Origin of the sequence: Microbacterium sp. H1-D42 (genome assembly GCF_022637555.1) — a bacterium.
Lineage (GTDB): Bacteria > Actinomycetota > Actinomycetes > Actinomycetales > Microbacteriaceae > Microbacterium.
Window position 1 is genome coordinate 885,033 of sequence record NZ_CP093342.1, and the last position, 15,165, is coordinate 900,197.

Sequence of the window (15,165 nt, forward strand, 5' to 3'; positions counted from 1 at the left end):
TCGTATGGGGAGGATGTTCAGTGGGTCTCGAGAGCGATCGGCTCGTGCCGTTCAGCTGTGCTCGGTGAGGTGCCTGGCGTAGGCTCCGCTGGTCAGGAACGCCGGGAACTCTTCGCGCAGCGACACCTCGCGGAAGATCTCCGCAGCATCGTCGAAGCGATCGCCCTGGCCGTCGGAGTCCGCCGACGGGCGGACCTCGGCCAGCACCTCGTCGATCAGCCCCTCGATGTAGTCGACGGTGATCCGGGTGCCGTCCTCGGTGGTGCGGTCCTGGTGGACCCACTGCCACACCTGCGATCGGCTGATCTCGGCGGTCGCGGCGTCCTCCATGAGGTTGTCGATCGCGACGGCCCCGAGGCCGCGCAGCCACGCCTCGATGTAGCGGATGGCGACCGACACGTTGTCGCGGACGCCCTTCGCCGTGATCGGGCGGCCGATGTGCAGGTTCAGCAGGTCGTCTGCCGTCACGTGCACGTCGTCGCGCTGCCGGTCGACCTGGTTCGGACGATCGCCGAGGATCGCGTCGAACTCCGCCTGTGCGGCGGGAATCAGGTCGGGGTGCGCCACCCAGGTGCCGTCGAAGCCGTCGCCGGCCTCGCGCTTCTTGTCGGCCGACACCTTCTCCAGTGCCTGCGCGGTGACCTCAGGGTCGCGACGGTTCGGGATGAACGCGCTCATGCCGCCGATGGCGTACGCCCCGCGCTTGTGGCAGGTCTGCACGAGCAGCTCGGTGTAGGCGCGCATGAACGGCACCGTCATGGTCACCTCGCTGCGGTCGGGCAGCACGAACCGCGCGCCGCGGCCGCGGTAGTTCTTGATGATCGAGAAGATGTAGTCCCAGCGTCCGGCGTTGAGCCCAGCGCAGTGGTCGCGCAGCACGTAGAGGATCTCGTCCATCTCGAAGGCGGCGGGCAACGTCTCGATGAGCACGGTCGCGCGGATCGTGCCGTGTGGGATGCCGATGTACTCTTCGCTGAACGAGAAGATGTCGTCCCACAGCCTGGCCTCTTCGCTGGACTCGATCTTCGCCAGGTAGAAGTACGGGCCGCGGCCGGAGTCGATCAGCGCCTGCGCGTTGTGGAAGAAGTACAGGCCGAAGTCGACCAGTGAGCCGGATGCCGACATCGTCCGCCCCGTGCGGTCGGTGAAGTCCACGTGCTTCTCGGTCAGGTGCCAGCCGCGTGGGCGCATGACGATCGTCGGCGTGCGCTGGGCGGTGACGCGGTACTCCTTGCCGGGTGCAGATTCGGTGCCAGGGCTGGTGTACGAGAGCTCGCCGCGGATGGCGTCGCGCAGCGACAGCTGACCGCCGATGACGTTCTGCCAGGTGGGGCTGGTGGCGTCCTCCTGGTCGGCGAGCCAGACCCGTGCGCCGGAGTTCAGTGCGTTGATCGTCATCTTGGGGTCGGTGGGGCCGGTGATCTCGACGCGGCGGTCCTCGAGCCCGGGTCCCGCACCGGCGACGCGCCAGTCACGGTCGGCGCGGATGTGCGCGGTGTCATCGCGGAAGCGGGGGTCGTGTCCGTTGCCGATCTCGAAGCGCGCACGCTGCCGGTCGGCGAGACGGTCGTGGCGGCGGGACGCGAAGCGGTGGTGCAGCTCGGTGAGGAAGGCGAGCGCCTCAGGCGTGAGGATCTGATCGAACCGGTCGTGCATCGGGCCGGTGGTGGTGATGGTCGGACCCAGGCGGGTCTCGGGGATCGTGATGCTCATGGTCGTGGTCCTTACTGGGAGTCGTGCGGTGTCAGTGGGAGCCGGCGAGGGTTGGGAGTCGGCGTCAGTGCTGGTGGCGTGTTCCCACTCTGGGTGAAGTTCGCGGCAGCATCCGACCAATCTCGGCGTGAAGTTTGCTTGAATTTCTGCTTTTGTGACAGACTGCCCCGCATGACCCTCGCCGAAGCGGTAGAAGAACCGGACGCCCTCACGATCGGGCGCCGCATCCGACAGCTGCGCACAGCGCGGGGAATGACCCTCGAAGATCTCGCGGCGCTGATCGAGCGGGCTCCCAGCCAGGTGTCGATGTTCGAGACCGGAAAGCGCGAGCCGAAGCTCACCCTGCTGCAGGCGATCGCCCGCGCGCTCGGGACGACGCTCGACGGTCTGCTCGAGGGGGAGCCGCTCGACGAGCGCAGCACCATGGAGATCGCGCTCGAACGGGCCATGAAGGGGCAGACCTTCCAGGCGCTCGGCATCCCCGGCTTCCGCATCGGCAAGTCGATCCCCGATGAGGCGCTCGGTGCCATGCTCGCCCTGCATGGCGAGATAGAGCGGCTGCGGGATGAGCGCGCCGCGACGCCGGAAGAGGCCCGCCGCGCCAACGTCGAACTGCGCGATCTCATGCGCACGCAGGACAACTACTTCGCCGACCTCGAGAAGCACGCGGCCGAGATCCTCGCCGCCGTGGGGCACCCGGGCGGTCCGATCACCCAGCGCACCGCATCCGAGATCGCCGCGCACCTCGGCTTCACCCTGCACTACGCCGCCGACCTGCCGCAGACCACCCGCAGCGTGGCCGACCTGGCGCACGGACGGCTGTATCTCTCCAGCAGCATCCCGGCGAAGGGCGATGCCAGAACGGCCGTGCTGCAGGCGCTGTCCAGTCGCATCCTCGGTCACGGCGAGCCGCGCAGCTACGCCGAGTTCCTGCGTCAGCGGGTCGAGACGAACTACCTCACCGGGGCGCTGCTGGTGCCAGAGGCGCACGTCGTCCCGGTGCTGCAGGAGGCGAAGTCACGCCGCGCCATCTCGATCGAGGACCTGCGCGACGCCTATTCGGTGTCGTACGAGACGGCGGCGCACCGCTTCACGAACCTGGCCACCCGTCACCTCGACATCCCGGTGCACTTCCTGAAGGTGCACGAGTCGGGCACAATCACCAAGGCCTATGAGAACGACGACGTGAACTTCCCGACCGATCGGCTCGGCTCCATCGAGGGGCAGATGTGCTGCCGCAAGTGGACCAGCCGCGTGGTGTTCGATGTCGAGGACCGGTTCAATCCGTACTACCAGTACACCGACACCGGCAACGGCACCTACTGGTGCACGGCACGCGTGGAGCCGTCAAGCGAGGGGCTGCACTCGGTCAGCGTGGGTGTGCGCTTCGACGACACGAGATGGTTCGTCGGCCGCGACACGAACAACCGCGGCGTCTCGAAGCACTCCGTCGAGGTGTGCTGCCGCCGGGCGCCTGCCGACCTCGAAGACCGGTGGCGGCAGAACTCCTGGCCCAATGTGCGCACCCCGCGCACTCTGCTGGCGACCCTGCCGACCGGGGCATTTCCCGGTGTCGACACCACCGACGTGTACGAGTTCCTCGAGGCGCACGCCCCGCGCTGAGTCGTGCGCTTCGCGCGGGAATGTGCGCTTCGCGCGGACGGATGCCCGGATTCGGCCCGCGGCAGGCGCACATTCCCGCGGCTGGCGCACGCGAATGCGCTTCCGTGGTGCGTAGCAAGTGCTGAGCTGGCCGCCCGGATCAGCCCGTGGCGGCCAGCTGCAGCGCGGCCCACAGCTCAGCGCGAGCGGGGAACGACGACAGGTCGACGCCGAGCACCTGCGCTGCCTGGGCGATCCGCGCGCGAATGGTGTGTCTGTGCACGCCCATCGCATCGGCGGCGGCGTCGATGCGCGCGTCGTGCTCCAGCCAGGAGCGCAGCGTGGCTTCCAGATCCGACCCCGCCTTGGCATCGTGCACCCGCAGCGGCGCGAGTCGCGCTGCTGCCAGCAGGCGTGATTCCTCGGATGCCAGCGCATCCAGCATCCCTGAGCCTGCGGCGTCCGCGTATCGCGTCACGCCGCTGGTGCCGCGCCCCAGCGCGGTGACGGCCTGCGCGTGCGCCTGCGAGAACGAGCGGTAGTCGGATGCTGCTGACACGCCCACCCGCACACCCAATTGAGCGGCCAGCTCGTCGAACGCGCCCTCGGCGGCCGCCGAGATGCAGATCGTCAGGCCTTCGGGGCCGACCGCCAGGAACGAGGCCGTGCCCTCGGATCGCCGCCGATCCCACCACTCCGTCACGGCGGCCGCCTGCGCGGCGTCGCCGACGGCCACGACGATCGGTGCGGCGGGCAGCGATCCGAGCACGCGGCGGGCGAGCGTCGGGTCATCGGTCAGCAACGATTCCAGCAGCTGTGCGTTCAGTCGTCGCCGCTCCCGGGCGAGCACGACGCCCTGCTCCATCGAGAGTCCCGCCATGGCGATGACCGAGGTGACGACCGCCCGCGTCTCGGCATCGTGTGCCGAGGCGGCGATCGCGATGGCCCCGCGCAGGTGCCCGGTGCGCCCCAGGGTGAACAGGGTGTGCGGCGCTTCGGCATCGTCGAAGGCGCGGCTGGCCGAGCTGCCCCGCTGCAGCAGAGCGCTCGCCGCCTCGCTGATCGCCGGCGTCGCACCGCCTGCGCCGATCGGATGCTCGTGCACGACGAGCCCGGTGGCATCGAACAGCCCCACCCAGCATCCGAGTCGGCGGGACAGCTCGGTGAGCGCCGACTCGAGCCCGCGCGGGCGCAGCGCCGCGATCGCCAGCGCACGCTGCGCTTCCAGCGCCCAGGTCCGGCGGGCATAGGTCTGCGCGGCGATCGCCTCGGCGTGGCCGCGGGCGATCGCGATGAACGGCACGTCGTACGGCACCTCGAACAGCGGCAGGCCCCGTGCCTGACACGCGGCGACCAGCTCGGGCGGGATGCCCTGACTGTGCACCCCAGAGCCGAAGCCCAACCCGTTCACGCCGCGCTGCACGAGGCGTTCGACGTACGCCGCGATGCCTTCATGGTCGCCGGAGGGGAACTGCGTGCCCGTGGTCAGCAGCACCAGGTCGTCGGCCAGGAAAGGGGTGGGGTCGACGAGGTCGGAGCTGTGCACCCAGCGCATCGGCTGATCCAGGGCGCCGTCCGCCAGCATCCGCTCCTCCGAGACCAGCGCGAGGCGCAGATCGCGGCGGGCCAGCAGCGTGCGCAGCGTGGGGTGGAGTGGCGGTTCCATGGCATCCTCCATCGATGTACGCAGCGGCGATCCAGCTGGAGCAATTGTACGCGACGGCGAATGCATCGGGCATCCGGCGGTCGTACGCTCGCCGTATGACCCTCACCGACGAGACCTCCACCATTCCCGCCGGCGGACCCACCCTCGAGCAGGTCCGTCGCATCGTCACGGCCCTGCCGGGGCCGCGCTCCGCAGAGATCCTCGCGCGCAAGTCGGATGCTGTCGCCGCAGGCGTCGCGCACTCGATGCCCATCTCCGTCGTCGCCGCAGGCGGCGGCGTGGTCGTGGATGCCGATGGCAACTCGCTCATCGACCTGGGCTCCGGCATCGCCGTGACCAGCGTCGGCAACGCGCACCCCAAGGTCGCAGCGGCCGTCGCAGCGCAGGTCGCGCAGTTCACGCACACCTGCTTCATGATCTCGCCGTACGAGTCGTACGTCGACGTCGCCGAGGCGCTGAACCGTCTCACCCCCGGCGACTTCGCCAAGAAGAGCGCCCTGTTCAACTCGGGTGCAGAGGCCGTCGAGAACGCGATCAAGATCGCCCGCAAGCACACCGGTCGTCAGGCCGTCGTCGCCTTCGATCACGGATACCACGGCCGCACGAACCTCACGATGGCGCTGACTGCCAAGTCGATGCCTTACAAGTCCGGCTTCGGGCCGTTCGCCCCCGAGGTCTACCGCGTGCCTGGTTCGTACCCGTTCCGCGACGGGCTGACCGGCCCCGAGGCCGCCGCACGCGCGATCACCCTGATCGAGAAGCAGGTCGGCGCCGACAACCTCGCCGCTGTCATCATCGAGCCCATCCAGGGCGAGGGCGGGTTCATCGTGCCGGCCGACGGCTTCCTCGATGCCGTCGTGTCCTGGTGCCGCGAGAACGGCGTCGTCTTCATCGCCGACGAGGTGCAGACCGGCTTCGCCCGCACCGGTGCCATGTTCGCCAGCGAGATCCTCGGCATCGAGCCCGACCTGGTCACCACGGCCAAGGGCATCGCCGGCGGGCTTCCACTGGCAGCCGTCACCGGACGTGCCGAGATGATGGACGCCGCACACGCCGGCGGCCTCGGCGGCACCTACGGCGGCAACCCGATCGCGTGCGCCGCGGCGATCGCCTCGATCGACGCGTTCGAGAACGATGGCCTCATCGAGCGGGCGCAGCAGATCGGCAGCATCCTCACGGCCCGCCTCGAGACGATGCAGGCAGCTGACCCTCGCATCGGCGAGGTGCGCGGCTTCGGAGCGATGATCGCGGCCGAGTTCGTCGACGCCGAGACCGGTGCCCCGGATGCCGCGCTCACCGCCGCTGTGGCGAAGGCGTGCGTCGCAGAGGGCGTGATCGTGCTGACCTGCGGCACCTTCGGCAACGTCATCCGCTTCCTGCCCCCGCTGAGCATCGGCGACGATCTGCTGGCCGAAGGCCTCGACGTCGTCGCCGCCGCGCTCGCCGCGGCCTGAGACCCCGGCTGCCGTCCGAATCGGGGGATGCGGACGGCAGCCGGAACACCTTTCTTCCACCATCGACGGAGATGCAATGACCGACAGCGACCTCAGCCGCGACGTGCTGATCGTCGGCGCTGGAGCAGCCGGCCTCACGGCCGCCAATGAACTGCGCAAGGCCGGCCTCTCGGTCGTCGTGCTCGAAGCCCGCGACCGCGTCGGCGGCCGAGTGTGGACCGATGTCATCGACGGGGCGATGCTCGAGATCGGCGGACAGTGGGTCTCGCCTGACCAGGATGCCCTGATCGAGACGATCAGCGATCTCGGCCTCGAGACGTTCGACCGCCATCGCGACGGCGACAGCCTGTACGTCGGCCCTGATGGCACCGTGCGCCGCTTCACCGGCGACACGCTCCCCGTCGGCCCGGGGACCGAGACGGTCATCACCGAGATCACCGCACTGCTCGACACGATGGTCGCCGAGATCGATCCAGACCGTCCGTGGGAGCACCCGCGCGCCGCCGAATGGGACTCGATCACGTGGGATGCCTGGCTGCGGACGCAGACTGAAGATGACGAGGCGGTGCGCAACCTCGCCTTCGCCACCGGCACGGCGATGCTCACCAAGCCGACGCACGCGTTCTCACTGCTGCAGTCACTGCTCATGGCAGCATCCGCCGGCTCGTACTCGAACCTCGGCGACGCCGACTTCATCCTCGACAAGCGCGTCGTCGGCGGCCTGCAGCAGGTTCCGCTGCGCCTGGCGGAGCGCCTCGGCGAGGACGTGCTGCTGAACCAGCCGGTGCGCGCGCTGGAATGGTCGCCGTCATCGAGCGCAGGCACCAGCGGCGTCGTCGCGCACACCGACACTCGCACCATCCGCGCCAGGCACGCCATCATCGCGCTGGCGCCCGTGCTCTACAACCGCATCTCGTTCGTGCCGCCACTGCCGCGCCGCCAGCACCAGCTGCACCAGCACCTGTCGATGGGCTTCGTCATCAAGGTGCATGCCGTGTACGACCACCCGTTCTGGCGGGAGCAGGGCCTCAGCGGCACCGCGTTCAGCCCGTACGAGCGCGTGCACGAGGCGTACGACAACACCAACCACGGTGATGAGCGCGGCACGCTGGTCGGCTTCGTCAGCGACCAGAACGCCGACGACCTGTTCGAGCTGTCCTCCGACGAGCGTCGCGAGCGCATCCTCGAATCCCTCTCGCACTACTACGGGCCAGAGGCGAAGAACCCGATCGTCTACTACGAGAGCGACTGGGGCAGCGAGGAGTGGACCCGCGGCGCCTACGCCGCCAGCTTCGACATGGGCGGCCTGCACCGCTACGGGGCCGACCTGCGCACGCCGGTCGGGCCCATCCGCTTCGCCTGCAGCGACATGGCAGGTGCCGGCTACCAGCACGTCGACGGCGCGATCCGGATGGGCCGCCTGGCAGCATCCGACATCATCGAGCAGGGACGCGGCTGACCACCAGCCGCGATCACTCACACGACACATTCCGCACACAGAATCGAGAACACCCCATGAGCACCGCACTCGCTTCACACGAGCAGGAACTCCTCGGCCGGGTCCCCACCGGCCTCTTCATCGGCGGCGAGTGGATCGACGCCGAGGAGGGCCGCACGTTCGACGTGCGCGACCCAGCGACGGGCGTCGTGATCGCCTCCATCGCCGATGCGACACCGGCTGACGGCCTGCGCGCCCTCGATGCCGCCGTCGCCGCGCAGGAGTCGTGGGCGGCTACCGCGCCGCGCACCCGCAGCGACATCCTGCGTCGTGCCTTCGATCTGGTGCAGCAGCACAAAGAGGATCTTGCGCTGCTGATGACGCTGGAGATGGGCAAGCCGCTCGCCGAGTCGCGCGGCGAGGTCGTCTACGGCGGCGAGTTCCTGCGCTGGTTCAGCGAGGAGGCCGTACGCATCAACGGGCGCTACGGCATGAACCCCGAGGGCACCGGACACATGGTGGTCTCGCAGCGTCCGGTCGGACCGTCGTTCTTCATCACCCCGTGGAACTTCCCATTCGCGATGGCGACGCGCAAGATCGCACCCGCGCTCGCCGCAGGCTGCACGGTCGTCGTCAAGCCGCCGGCACTGACCCCGCTGACCACGATCTTCTTCACCAAGCTGCTGGAAGAGGCTGGCCTGCCGAAAGGCGTCGTCAACATCGTGCAGACCTCGCGCTCCAGCGCGCTGTCGGCTCCGATCATCGCCGACCCGCGGCTGCGCAAGCTGTCGTTCACCGGCTCGACCGAGGTGGGCCGCAAGCTCATCGCGCAGGCCGCCGACGGCATCCTGCGCGTGTCGATGGAGCTCGGCGGCAACGCGCCGTTCGTGGTCTTCGAGGACGCTGACCTCGACAAGGCCGTCGAGGGCGCGATGATGGCGAAGTTCCGCAACATCGGCCAGGCGTGCACGGCCGCCAACCGCTTCATCGTGCACGAGGGCGTCGCCGACGAGTTCGCCAGGCGCGTCGCCGAGCGGGTCAAGGCGATGAAGATCGGCCGTGGCACCGAGGACGGTGTCACGATCGGCCCGCTCATCGACGCGGATGCTGTCGGCAAGGCCGCCGCGCTCGTCGGCGACGCCGTCGAGCGCGGCGCCAGGGTGCTGGCCGGCGGCAAAGCGCTCGAGGGCACCGGCACGTTCTACGAGCCGACCGTGATCACCGACGTCGCAGCGGGCAGCGACATCCTGCGCGAAGAGATCTTCGGCCCCGTGCTCGCGATCGCCACGTTCTCGGACGAGGACGAGGCCGTGCGCCTGGCCAACGACACCGAGTACGGATTGGTCTCGTACGTCTTCACCCAGGACCTCGCCCGCGGGCACCGCATGATCGACTCGCTTGAGACGGGCATGATGGGCTTGAACGTCGGGGTGGTCTCGAACGCCGCGGCGCCGTTCGGCGGAGTCAAGCAGTCCGGTGTCGGCCGCGAGGGCGGCTTCGAGGGCATCCACGAGTACCTCTCCACCAAGTACACGCTCATCCCTGCGTGAGCGCACCACCCATGACAACGTCCCCCAACAAAGGAACCGACATGACCGACTATGCCGTCGTCAACCCGGCCACCGGAGCAACCGAAGCCACCTTCAACACCTTCACCGATGCGCAGATCGAGGATGCGATCGCCCGCGCCGCGTCCGCCGCGGTGATCTGGGCGGCCACCTCGCCCGCCGATCGGGCCGCGGTGATCCGCCGCATCGCCGAGCTGCACCGCGAGCGTCGCGACGAATTCGCCGCAATCATCGTGCGCGAGATGGGCAAGCCGATCGCCGCGGCTGCCGGCGAGGTCGACTTCGCCGCCGACATCATCGAGTACAACGCCGACAACATCGACAAGATCACAGGCGACACCCCGATCGACATCCTCGGTGAAGGCACTGCAGTGGTGCGCCGCGCGCCGCTCGGTGCGCTGCTCGGCATCATGCCGTGGAACTTCCCGGCGTACCAGGTGGCCCGCTTCGCCGGCCCCAACCTCGCGGTCGGCAACACGATCATCCTCAAGCACGCACCGCAGTGCCCCGAATCGGCGGCCTTCCTCGAGAAGCTCTACAGCGACGCCGGGCTGCCGGACGGCGCCTACGTCAACGTGTACGCCACCAACGAGCAGGCAGCGGCGATCATCGCCGACCCGCGCGTGCACGGCGTCTCCGTCACCGGCTCCGAGCGCGCAGGCGCTGCCGTCGCCGAGGCCGCAGGGCGCGCCCTGAAGAAGGTGGCGCTCGAGCTGGGCGGATCCGACCCGTTCATCGTGCTCTCCACCGATGACATGGATGCTGTGGCCGGCGCCGCCGTCGCCGCGCGCCTGGACAACAACGGCCAGTCGTGCAACGGGGCGAAGCGCTTCATCGTCGTCGACGGACTGTACGACGACTTCACCGAGAAGTTCGTCGCCGGGCTCGCTGCGGTCACCGCTCAGGACCCGATGCAGGAGGAGACGCTGCTCGGCCCGCTGTCGTCGACGGCTGCCGCCGAGCGGCTGCAGGAGCAGGTCGACCGCGCACTCGCGCAGGGGGCGACCCTGCTGACCGGAGGCACCCGCGAGGGCACGTTCTTCGCCCCGACTGTGCTGGCTGATGTCACGCGCGACATGGACGTCTACGGCGAGGAGCTGTTCGGCCCCGCTGCCGTCGTCTACCGCGTCGCCGACGAGGATGCCGCGGTCGCCCTGGCGAACGACACGTCCTTCGGCCTCGGCTCGTACGTCTTCACGACGGACGCCGACCAGGCGGAGCGGGTGGCGGATGCCATCGAAGCCGGCATGGTCTATGTCAACCTCGTGCTCGCCGACAGCCCGGAGCTGCCTTTCGGCGGCGTCAAGCGCAGCGGCACCTCGCGGGAGATGGGGCTGCTCGCCGCTGATGAGTTCGTCAACAAGAAGCTCATCCGCAAGGCCTGATCGCACACTGCCGAGGCCCTCCGCACACCGCGACGCGCGGTGTGCGGAGGGCCTCGTGCTTTCCCGCGGAAATGCCGTTACCATCGGGCGCAACGGGCTTCCGCCGCTTGATGGGAGGAACAGCATGACCACTTCCGAGTACTCCTTCGTCAGCGTTCCGCTCCGACGCAGTCGCGCCGGGTGGGAGTTCGCGTTCGACTACCAGAGCGTCATCACAGAGCGCGCCGCCGACGGGTGGGTGTTCGTGCAGCTGATCCTGCTCGAGCATCACGCCGAGCCGCGCGGCGATCTCGTCTTCGTGCGAAAGGGTCAAGAGCAATGAGGCATCCACTGCGCCTGCTGCAGGCATTCGTCGTCTTCCTCGCCGGTCTGTTCGGTCTGTTCGTGTTCGCCGGCAACCTGATGGACTACGACTCGAACTACCAGTTCGTCGTGCACGTGCTGTCGATGGACACCACATTCGAGGGCAATGCGCTGATGTGGCGCGCGATCGACAGCCCGGTCGTGCACACCATCGGCTACATCGGCATCATCATCGCCGAGGGCATCTTCGCCGGCCTCGCCCTCTACGGCGGAGTTCTGCTCTTCTTGCGGCGCAACGCCGACGTCGCCGCGTACGACCGGGCCAGGGTCTGGGGCTATGCCGCTTTCGCCCTCGGCTTCGCGATCTGGTTCATCGGGTTCATCATCATCGGCTCCGAGTGGTTCGCGATGTGGCAGTCGAGCTCGTGGAACGGCAAGGACACGGCGATGGGGATCGTGACGCTGTGGGCCGGCTTCGCCGTGCTGCTGGCGATGAACGAGCCGGCACGCGAGGAGCGCCGGAGCACAGCGGCCTGATCGCGCAGTTCGGAGTAACGTCGGACTCGTCCTGTCCCTTCATGAGAGGCCGCCATGACCACTGTCGCCGAGAACATCGTCCGCACGCTCCGAGCCAATGGGATCGACCGGGTCTACGGCATTCCAGGTGATTCACTGAACGGGTTCACCGATGCCCTGCGCAAGGACGGCACGGTGCGCTGGGTGCACGTGCGCCACGAGGAGTCCGCGGCCTTCGCCGCCGCGGCTGACGCCGCCCTCACCGGTGACCTCGCCGTCGTCGCGGGCTCGTGCGGGCCTGGCAACCTGCACCTGATCAACGGCCTGTTCGACGCGCAGCGCTCCCGCGTGCCTGTGCTGGCGATCGCCGCGCACATCCCCACATCGGAGATCGGTACAGGGTACTTCCAGGAGACCCATCCGCAGGAGCTGTTCCGCGAGTGCAGCGTGTACACCGAATACGTCGCCGACCCGGTGCAGATGCCGCGCCTGCTGGAGATCGCGATGCGCGCGGCGATCGAGCAGCGCGGGGTCGCGGTGCTCGTCATTCCCGGCGAGGTCGCGCTTGCCGAGACCCGCGACGACCGTGCGACGGTGATCGAGCGCGCACGGCCCGTGATCACTCCGAACCCGGAGGAGCTCGACCGCGCGGCCGAGCTGCTGAACGGCTGCGAGCGGGTCACCATCCTCGCCGGGGCGGGTGTGGAGGGTGCCCACGACGAGGTGATCGCGCTCGCCGACCGGCTGGCAGCACCCATCGTGCACGCCCTTCGGGGCAAGGAGTTCATCGAGTACGACAACCCGTATGACGTCGGGATGACCGGACTTCTCGGGTTCGCATCCGGCTATCGGGCGATGGACGATGCCGAGACCGTGCTGATGCTGGGAACCGACTTCCCGTACGCGCAGTTCTACCCGGACAGTGCCACCTTCATCCAGGTGGACATCCGCGGCGAGCAGCTCGGCAAGCGGCATCCGATCGATCTCGGCCTCGTCGGCGACGTGCGCGCCACAGCCGAGGCGCTGCTGCCGAAGCTGACCGCGAAGAGCGACCGGCGCCACCTCGACGACGCGATCGCGCACTATCGCAAGACGCGCGCACGGCTCGACGACCTGGCAGTCCCCTCGCGCGACTCCCAGCCGATCCACCCGCAGTACCTCGCAAGACTGCTCGATGAGACGGCGGACGATGACGCCATCTTCACCGCCGACGTCGGGTCGCCGACGGTGTGGGCGGCGCGCTACCTGCAGATGACCGAGCAGCGCCGCCTGATCGGATCGTTCACGCACGGTTCGATGGCGAACGCCCTGATGCACGGCATCGGAGCGCAGGTGGCCCGCCCCGACCAGCAGGTGGTCGCACTGGCCGGCGACGGGGGACTGGCGATGATGCTGGGTGAGCTGATCACCCTCACTCAGAACGGACTGCCGGTCAAGACGATCGTGGTGAACAACTCCTCGCTGAACTTCGTCGAGCTCGAGATGAAGGCGGCCGGTTTCGTGACCTACGGCACCGATCTGCACAATCCCGACTTCGCTGCCGTCGCGCAGGCACTCGGCATCTTCGCCCGACGGGTCGAGCGGTCATCGGACCTGCCGGACGCGGTGCGCGAGGTGCTCGCCCACGACGGTCCGGCGCTGCTGGATGTGGTCACCGAACGGCAGGAGCTGTCGATGCCGCCCGCGATCACCGCCGACCAGGTCAAGGGCTTCGCCCTGTATGCGATCCGCACGGTCATGTCAGGGCGAGGAGACGAGCTGCTCGACCTCGCGCGGGCCAACTGGCGCCAGCTCTTCTGAGGCTTCTCCGACCAGCGCCGGGGCCCGCGACGCACGCGGGAGTCAGGCTCGGTTCGGCCGAGTGTCCCGGATGCCGTACACTTATGGGGCAGTTGTCTGCATCATTCACTGTGCCTTGGTTGGCACTCGAAGGGTGCAGTACCAGAGGTCATCCGACCTCTAGGGCGGTAGCTCAATTGGCAGAGCAGCGGTCTCCAAAACCGCAGGTTGCAGGTTCGATTCCTGTCCGCCCTGCGCGTCAGCGCACATGCTGACTCACGAAAGGTACGTGCAGGATGGATCAGGACGACGTTGGCGGCGAGCTCGCCACAGCAGGCCCTTACGCCCTGCGCGACAAGAAGCTCGGCTTCTTCGGGCGCATCGCCCAGTTCTTCCGACAGGTGATCGGTGAACTGCGCAAGGTCGTCACCCCGACCCGCAAGGAACTGATCAAGTACACCGTTGTGGTGTTCGTGTTCGTGCTGATCGTGATGGCCCTGGTCTACGGGCTGGATTCATTCTTCGGCTTCGTGACCCACCTCGTGTTCGGGGTCCCGCTCGCCTGACGCACCCGCGACGTACGTCGCAGTGAACGGAAAGAAGCAACGTGTCTGAACGATATTCCGACGATGCGGACTGGGCGACCGCCGCAGAGCAGTCGAGTGAAGAGGACGAGGCCCAGGAGGGCAACATCCTCGCTGAGCAGGAGCAGTCCGTGACGTCTGCGGAGCATGTCGCACTGCACCTCGAAAACGAAGACGAGGCCGAGGAGATCGGCGACGACACGGACGACATCGACATCGAAGACCCGGAGGCGGACGCGATCGTGAACGACGCTCTCAACCTGGACGAAGCGGCTGAGACAGAAGCAGCCGCCGAGGTCCTCAACGACGCAGTGGCGGAAGACACCGCCGAGGCCGCGGCTGCGGCTGCAGAGGAAGTGACGCCCTACGACGGGCCGGACGCCGACGACGCGGACGACGCCGACGAGCAGGACGAGGATGAGGCGGAGGAAGACCCCTACGAGGCCTTCCGTCTTGACCTGCGGATGCTGCCTGGCAAGTGGTACGTCATCCACTCCTACGCCGGTTTCGAGCGCAAGGTGAAGGCCAACATCGAGCAGCGCAAGTCGACGCTCGAGGTCGAGGACGACATCTACCAGATCGAGGTCCCGATGGAGGACGTCGTCGAGATCAAGAACGGCCAGCGCAAGATGGTCAACCGCGTGCGCATCCCCGGGTACGTGCTGGTGCGCATGGAGCTCAACGAAGACACCTGGTCGGTCGTGCGCCACACGCCCGGCGTCACCGGCTTCGTCGGCAACGCCCACAACCCGACGCCGCTGCGCTTCGAAGAGGCCTTCAACATGCTGAAGTCCCTCGTCGAGGTCAAGGATGTGCCGACGGCGAAGTCCATCGCAGCGAAGGGCGGCCACGCCGTCGCACGCCCGGTGGCAGCAGAGGTCGACTTCGAGGTCGGCGAGACGATCACCATCAAGGAGGGCTCGTTCGCGGGTCTGCCAGGCACGATCAGCGAGATCAAGCCCGAGAGCGGCAAGCTCACGGTGCTGGTGTCGCTCTTCGAGCGCGAGACCCCGGTCGAGCTGTCGTTCGACCAGGTCACCAAGATGGTCTGACACTGACTTCAGAAGGGCCCCGCTTCGGCGGGGCCCTTCTCGTTTCGAGGCACAGGCTCGGATCAGGTAGACTTACATGGTTTGTGCGCGAGCACGAACAGGACC

12 protein-coding genes and 1 tRNA gene are annotated in these 15,165 nt (G+C 68.2%); 11 read left to right on the plus strand and 2 right to left on the minus strand.

What is annotated here, in order from left to right:
* Window positions 1–51: 51 nt before the first annotated feature.
* Window positions 52–1,656, minus strand: a complete 1,605-nt coding sequence (gene aceB, locus MNR00_RS04175) for a malate synthase A (RefSeq protein ID WP_241928755.1) — start codon at window positions 1,654–1,656, stop codon at window positions 52–54.
* 228 nt (window positions 1,657–1,884) lie between these two features.
* Between aceB and MNR00_RS04180 the strand changes: the two genes are divergently transcribed.
* Entirely contained in the window at window positions 1,885–3,336 is a 1,452-nt protein-coding gene (locus tag MNR00_RS04180) for an XRE family transcriptional regulator (RefSeq protein WP_241927920.1), read from the plus strand.
* A 139-nt stretch (window positions 3,337–3,475) separates the two neighbouring features.
* Here the strand turns inward: MNR00_RS04180 and MNR00_RS04185 are convergent, their stop codons facing one another.
* Entirely contained in the window at window positions 3,476–4,981 is a 1,506-nt protein-coding gene (locus MNR00_RS04185) for a PucR family transcriptional regulator (RefSeq protein ID WP_241927921.1), read from the minus strand.
* 95 nt (window positions 4,982–5,076) lie between these two features.
* On the opposite strand from MNR00_RS04185, the gene gabT reads away from it, so the two are divergent.
* The 10 genes from gabT to nusG all read left to right on the plus strand — a co-directional run bounded on the left by gabT (window position 5,077) and on the right by nusG (window position 15,060).
* A complete protein-coding gene (gene gabT, locus MNR00_RS04190; protein ID WP_241927922.1) occupies window positions 5,077–6,435 on the plus strand; it encodes a 4-aminobutyrate--2-oxoglutarate transaminase in 1,359 nt (452 codons plus the stop codon).
* A 76-nt stretch (window positions 6,436–6,511) separates the two neighbouring features.
* Window positions 6,512–7,894: an NAD(P)/FAD-dependent oxidoreductase gene (locus MNR00_RS04195; protein WP_241927923.1), complete on the plus strand. Its 1,383-nt coding sequence runs from the start codon at window positions 6,512–6,514 to the stop codon at window positions 7,892–7,894.
* Window positions 7,895–7,950: 56 nt separating this feature from the next.
* A complete protein-coding gene (locus tag MNR00_RS04200; RefSeq protein WP_241927924.1) occupies window positions 7,951–9,423 on the plus strand; it encodes an NAD-dependent succinate-semialdehyde dehydrogenase in 1,473 nt (490 codons plus the stop codon).
* A gap of 41 nt (window positions 9,424–9,464) precedes the next feature.
* A complete protein-coding gene (locus MNR00_RS04205; RefSeq protein WP_241927925.1) occupies window positions 9,465–10,826 on the plus strand; it encodes an aldehyde dehydrogenase family protein in 1,362 nt (453 codons plus the stop codon).
* Window positions 10,827–10,950: 124 nt separating this feature from the next.
* Window positions 10,951–11,148, plus strand: a complete 198-nt coding sequence (locus MNR00_RS04210; protein ID WP_241927926.1) for a DUF4177 domain-containing protein — start codon at window positions 10,951–10,953, stop codon at window positions 11,146–11,148.
* Window positions 11,145–11,666 carry a DUF2165 domain-containing protein gene (locus MNR00_RS04215; RefSeq protein WP_241927927.1) on the plus strand — a complete coding sequence of 174 codons (522 nt, stop codon included), beginning with the start codon at window positions 11,145–11,147 and terminating at the stop codon, window positions 11,664–11,666. Before MNR00_RS04210 ends, MNR00_RS04215 begins: the two co-directional genes overlap by 4 nt.
* Before the next feature lie 54 nt (window positions 11,667–11,720).
* Complete coding sequence (poxB, locus tag MNR00_RS04220) at window positions 11,721–13,445, plus strand: ubiquinone-dependent pyruvate dehydrogenase (protein ID WP_241927928.1); 1,725 nt, start codon at window positions 11,721–11,723, stop codon at window positions 13,443–13,445.
* A gap of 161 nt (window positions 13,446–13,606) precedes the next feature.
* Window positions 13,607–13,679, plus strand: a tRNA-Trp gene (locus MNR00_RS04225).
* 41 nt (window positions 13,680–13,720) lie between these two features.
* The gene (secE, locus tag MNR00_RS04230) at window positions 13,721–13,990 is read left to right on the plus strand and encodes a preprotein translocase subunit SecE (RefSeq protein WP_241927929.1); all 270 of its coding nucleotides are present in this window, start codon (window positions 13,721–13,723) and stop codon (window positions 13,988–13,990) included.
* 41 nt (window positions 13,991–14,031) lie between these two features.
* Entirely contained in the window at window positions 14,032–15,060 is a 1,029-nt protein-coding gene (gene nusG, locus MNR00_RS04235) for a transcription termination/antitermination protein NusG (RefSeq protein WP_241927930.1), read from the plus strand.
* Window positions 15,061–15,165: the final 105 nt, after the last annotated feature.

Excerpts from the sequence above, each read along its gene's own strand:
- aceB (WP_241928755.1), bottom strand. The coding sequence starts at position 1,656 with ATGCACGACCGGTTCGATCAGATCCTCACGCCTGAGGCGCTCGCCTTC.
- MNR00_RS04180 (WP_241927920.1), top strand. The coding sequence starts at position 1,885 with ATGACCCTCGCCGAAGCGGTAGAAGAACCGGACGCCCTCACGATCGGG.
- MNR00_RS04185 (WP_241927921.1), bottom strand. The coding sequence starts at position 4,981 with ATGGAACCGCCACTCCACCCCACGCTGCGCACGCTGCTGGCCCGCCGC.
- gabT (WP_241927922.1), top strand. The coding sequence starts at position 5,077 with ATGACCCTCACCGACGAGACCTCCACCATTCCCGCCGGCGGACCCACC.
- MNR00_RS04195 (WP_241927923.1), top strand. The coding sequence starts at position 6,512 with ATGACCGACAGCGACCTCAGCCGCGACGTGCTGATCGTCGGCGCTGGA.
- MNR00_RS04200 (WP_241927924.1), top strand. The coding sequence starts at position 7,951 with ATGAGCACCGCACTCGCTTCACACGAGCAGGAACTCCTCGGCCGGGTC.
- MNR00_RS04205 (WP_241927925.1), top strand. The coding sequence starts at position 9,465 with ATGACCGACTATGCCGTCGTCAACCCGGCCACCGGAGCAACCGAAGCC.
- MNR00_RS04210 (WP_241927926.1), top strand. The coding sequence starts at position 10,951 with ATGACCACTTCCGAGTACTCCTTCGTCAGCGTTCCGCTCCGACGCAGT.
- MNR00_RS04215 (WP_241927927.1), top strand. The coding sequence starts at position 11,145 with ATGAGGCATCCACTGCGCCTGCTGCAGGCATTCGTCGTCTTCCTCGCC.
- poxB (WP_241927928.1), top strand. The coding sequence starts at position 11,721 with ATGACCACTGTCGCCGAGAACATCGTCCGCACGCTCCGAGCCAATGGG.
- secE (WP_241927929.1), top strand. The coding sequence starts at position 13,721 with ATGGATCAGGACGACGTTGGCGGCGAGCTCGCCACAGCAGGCCCTTAC.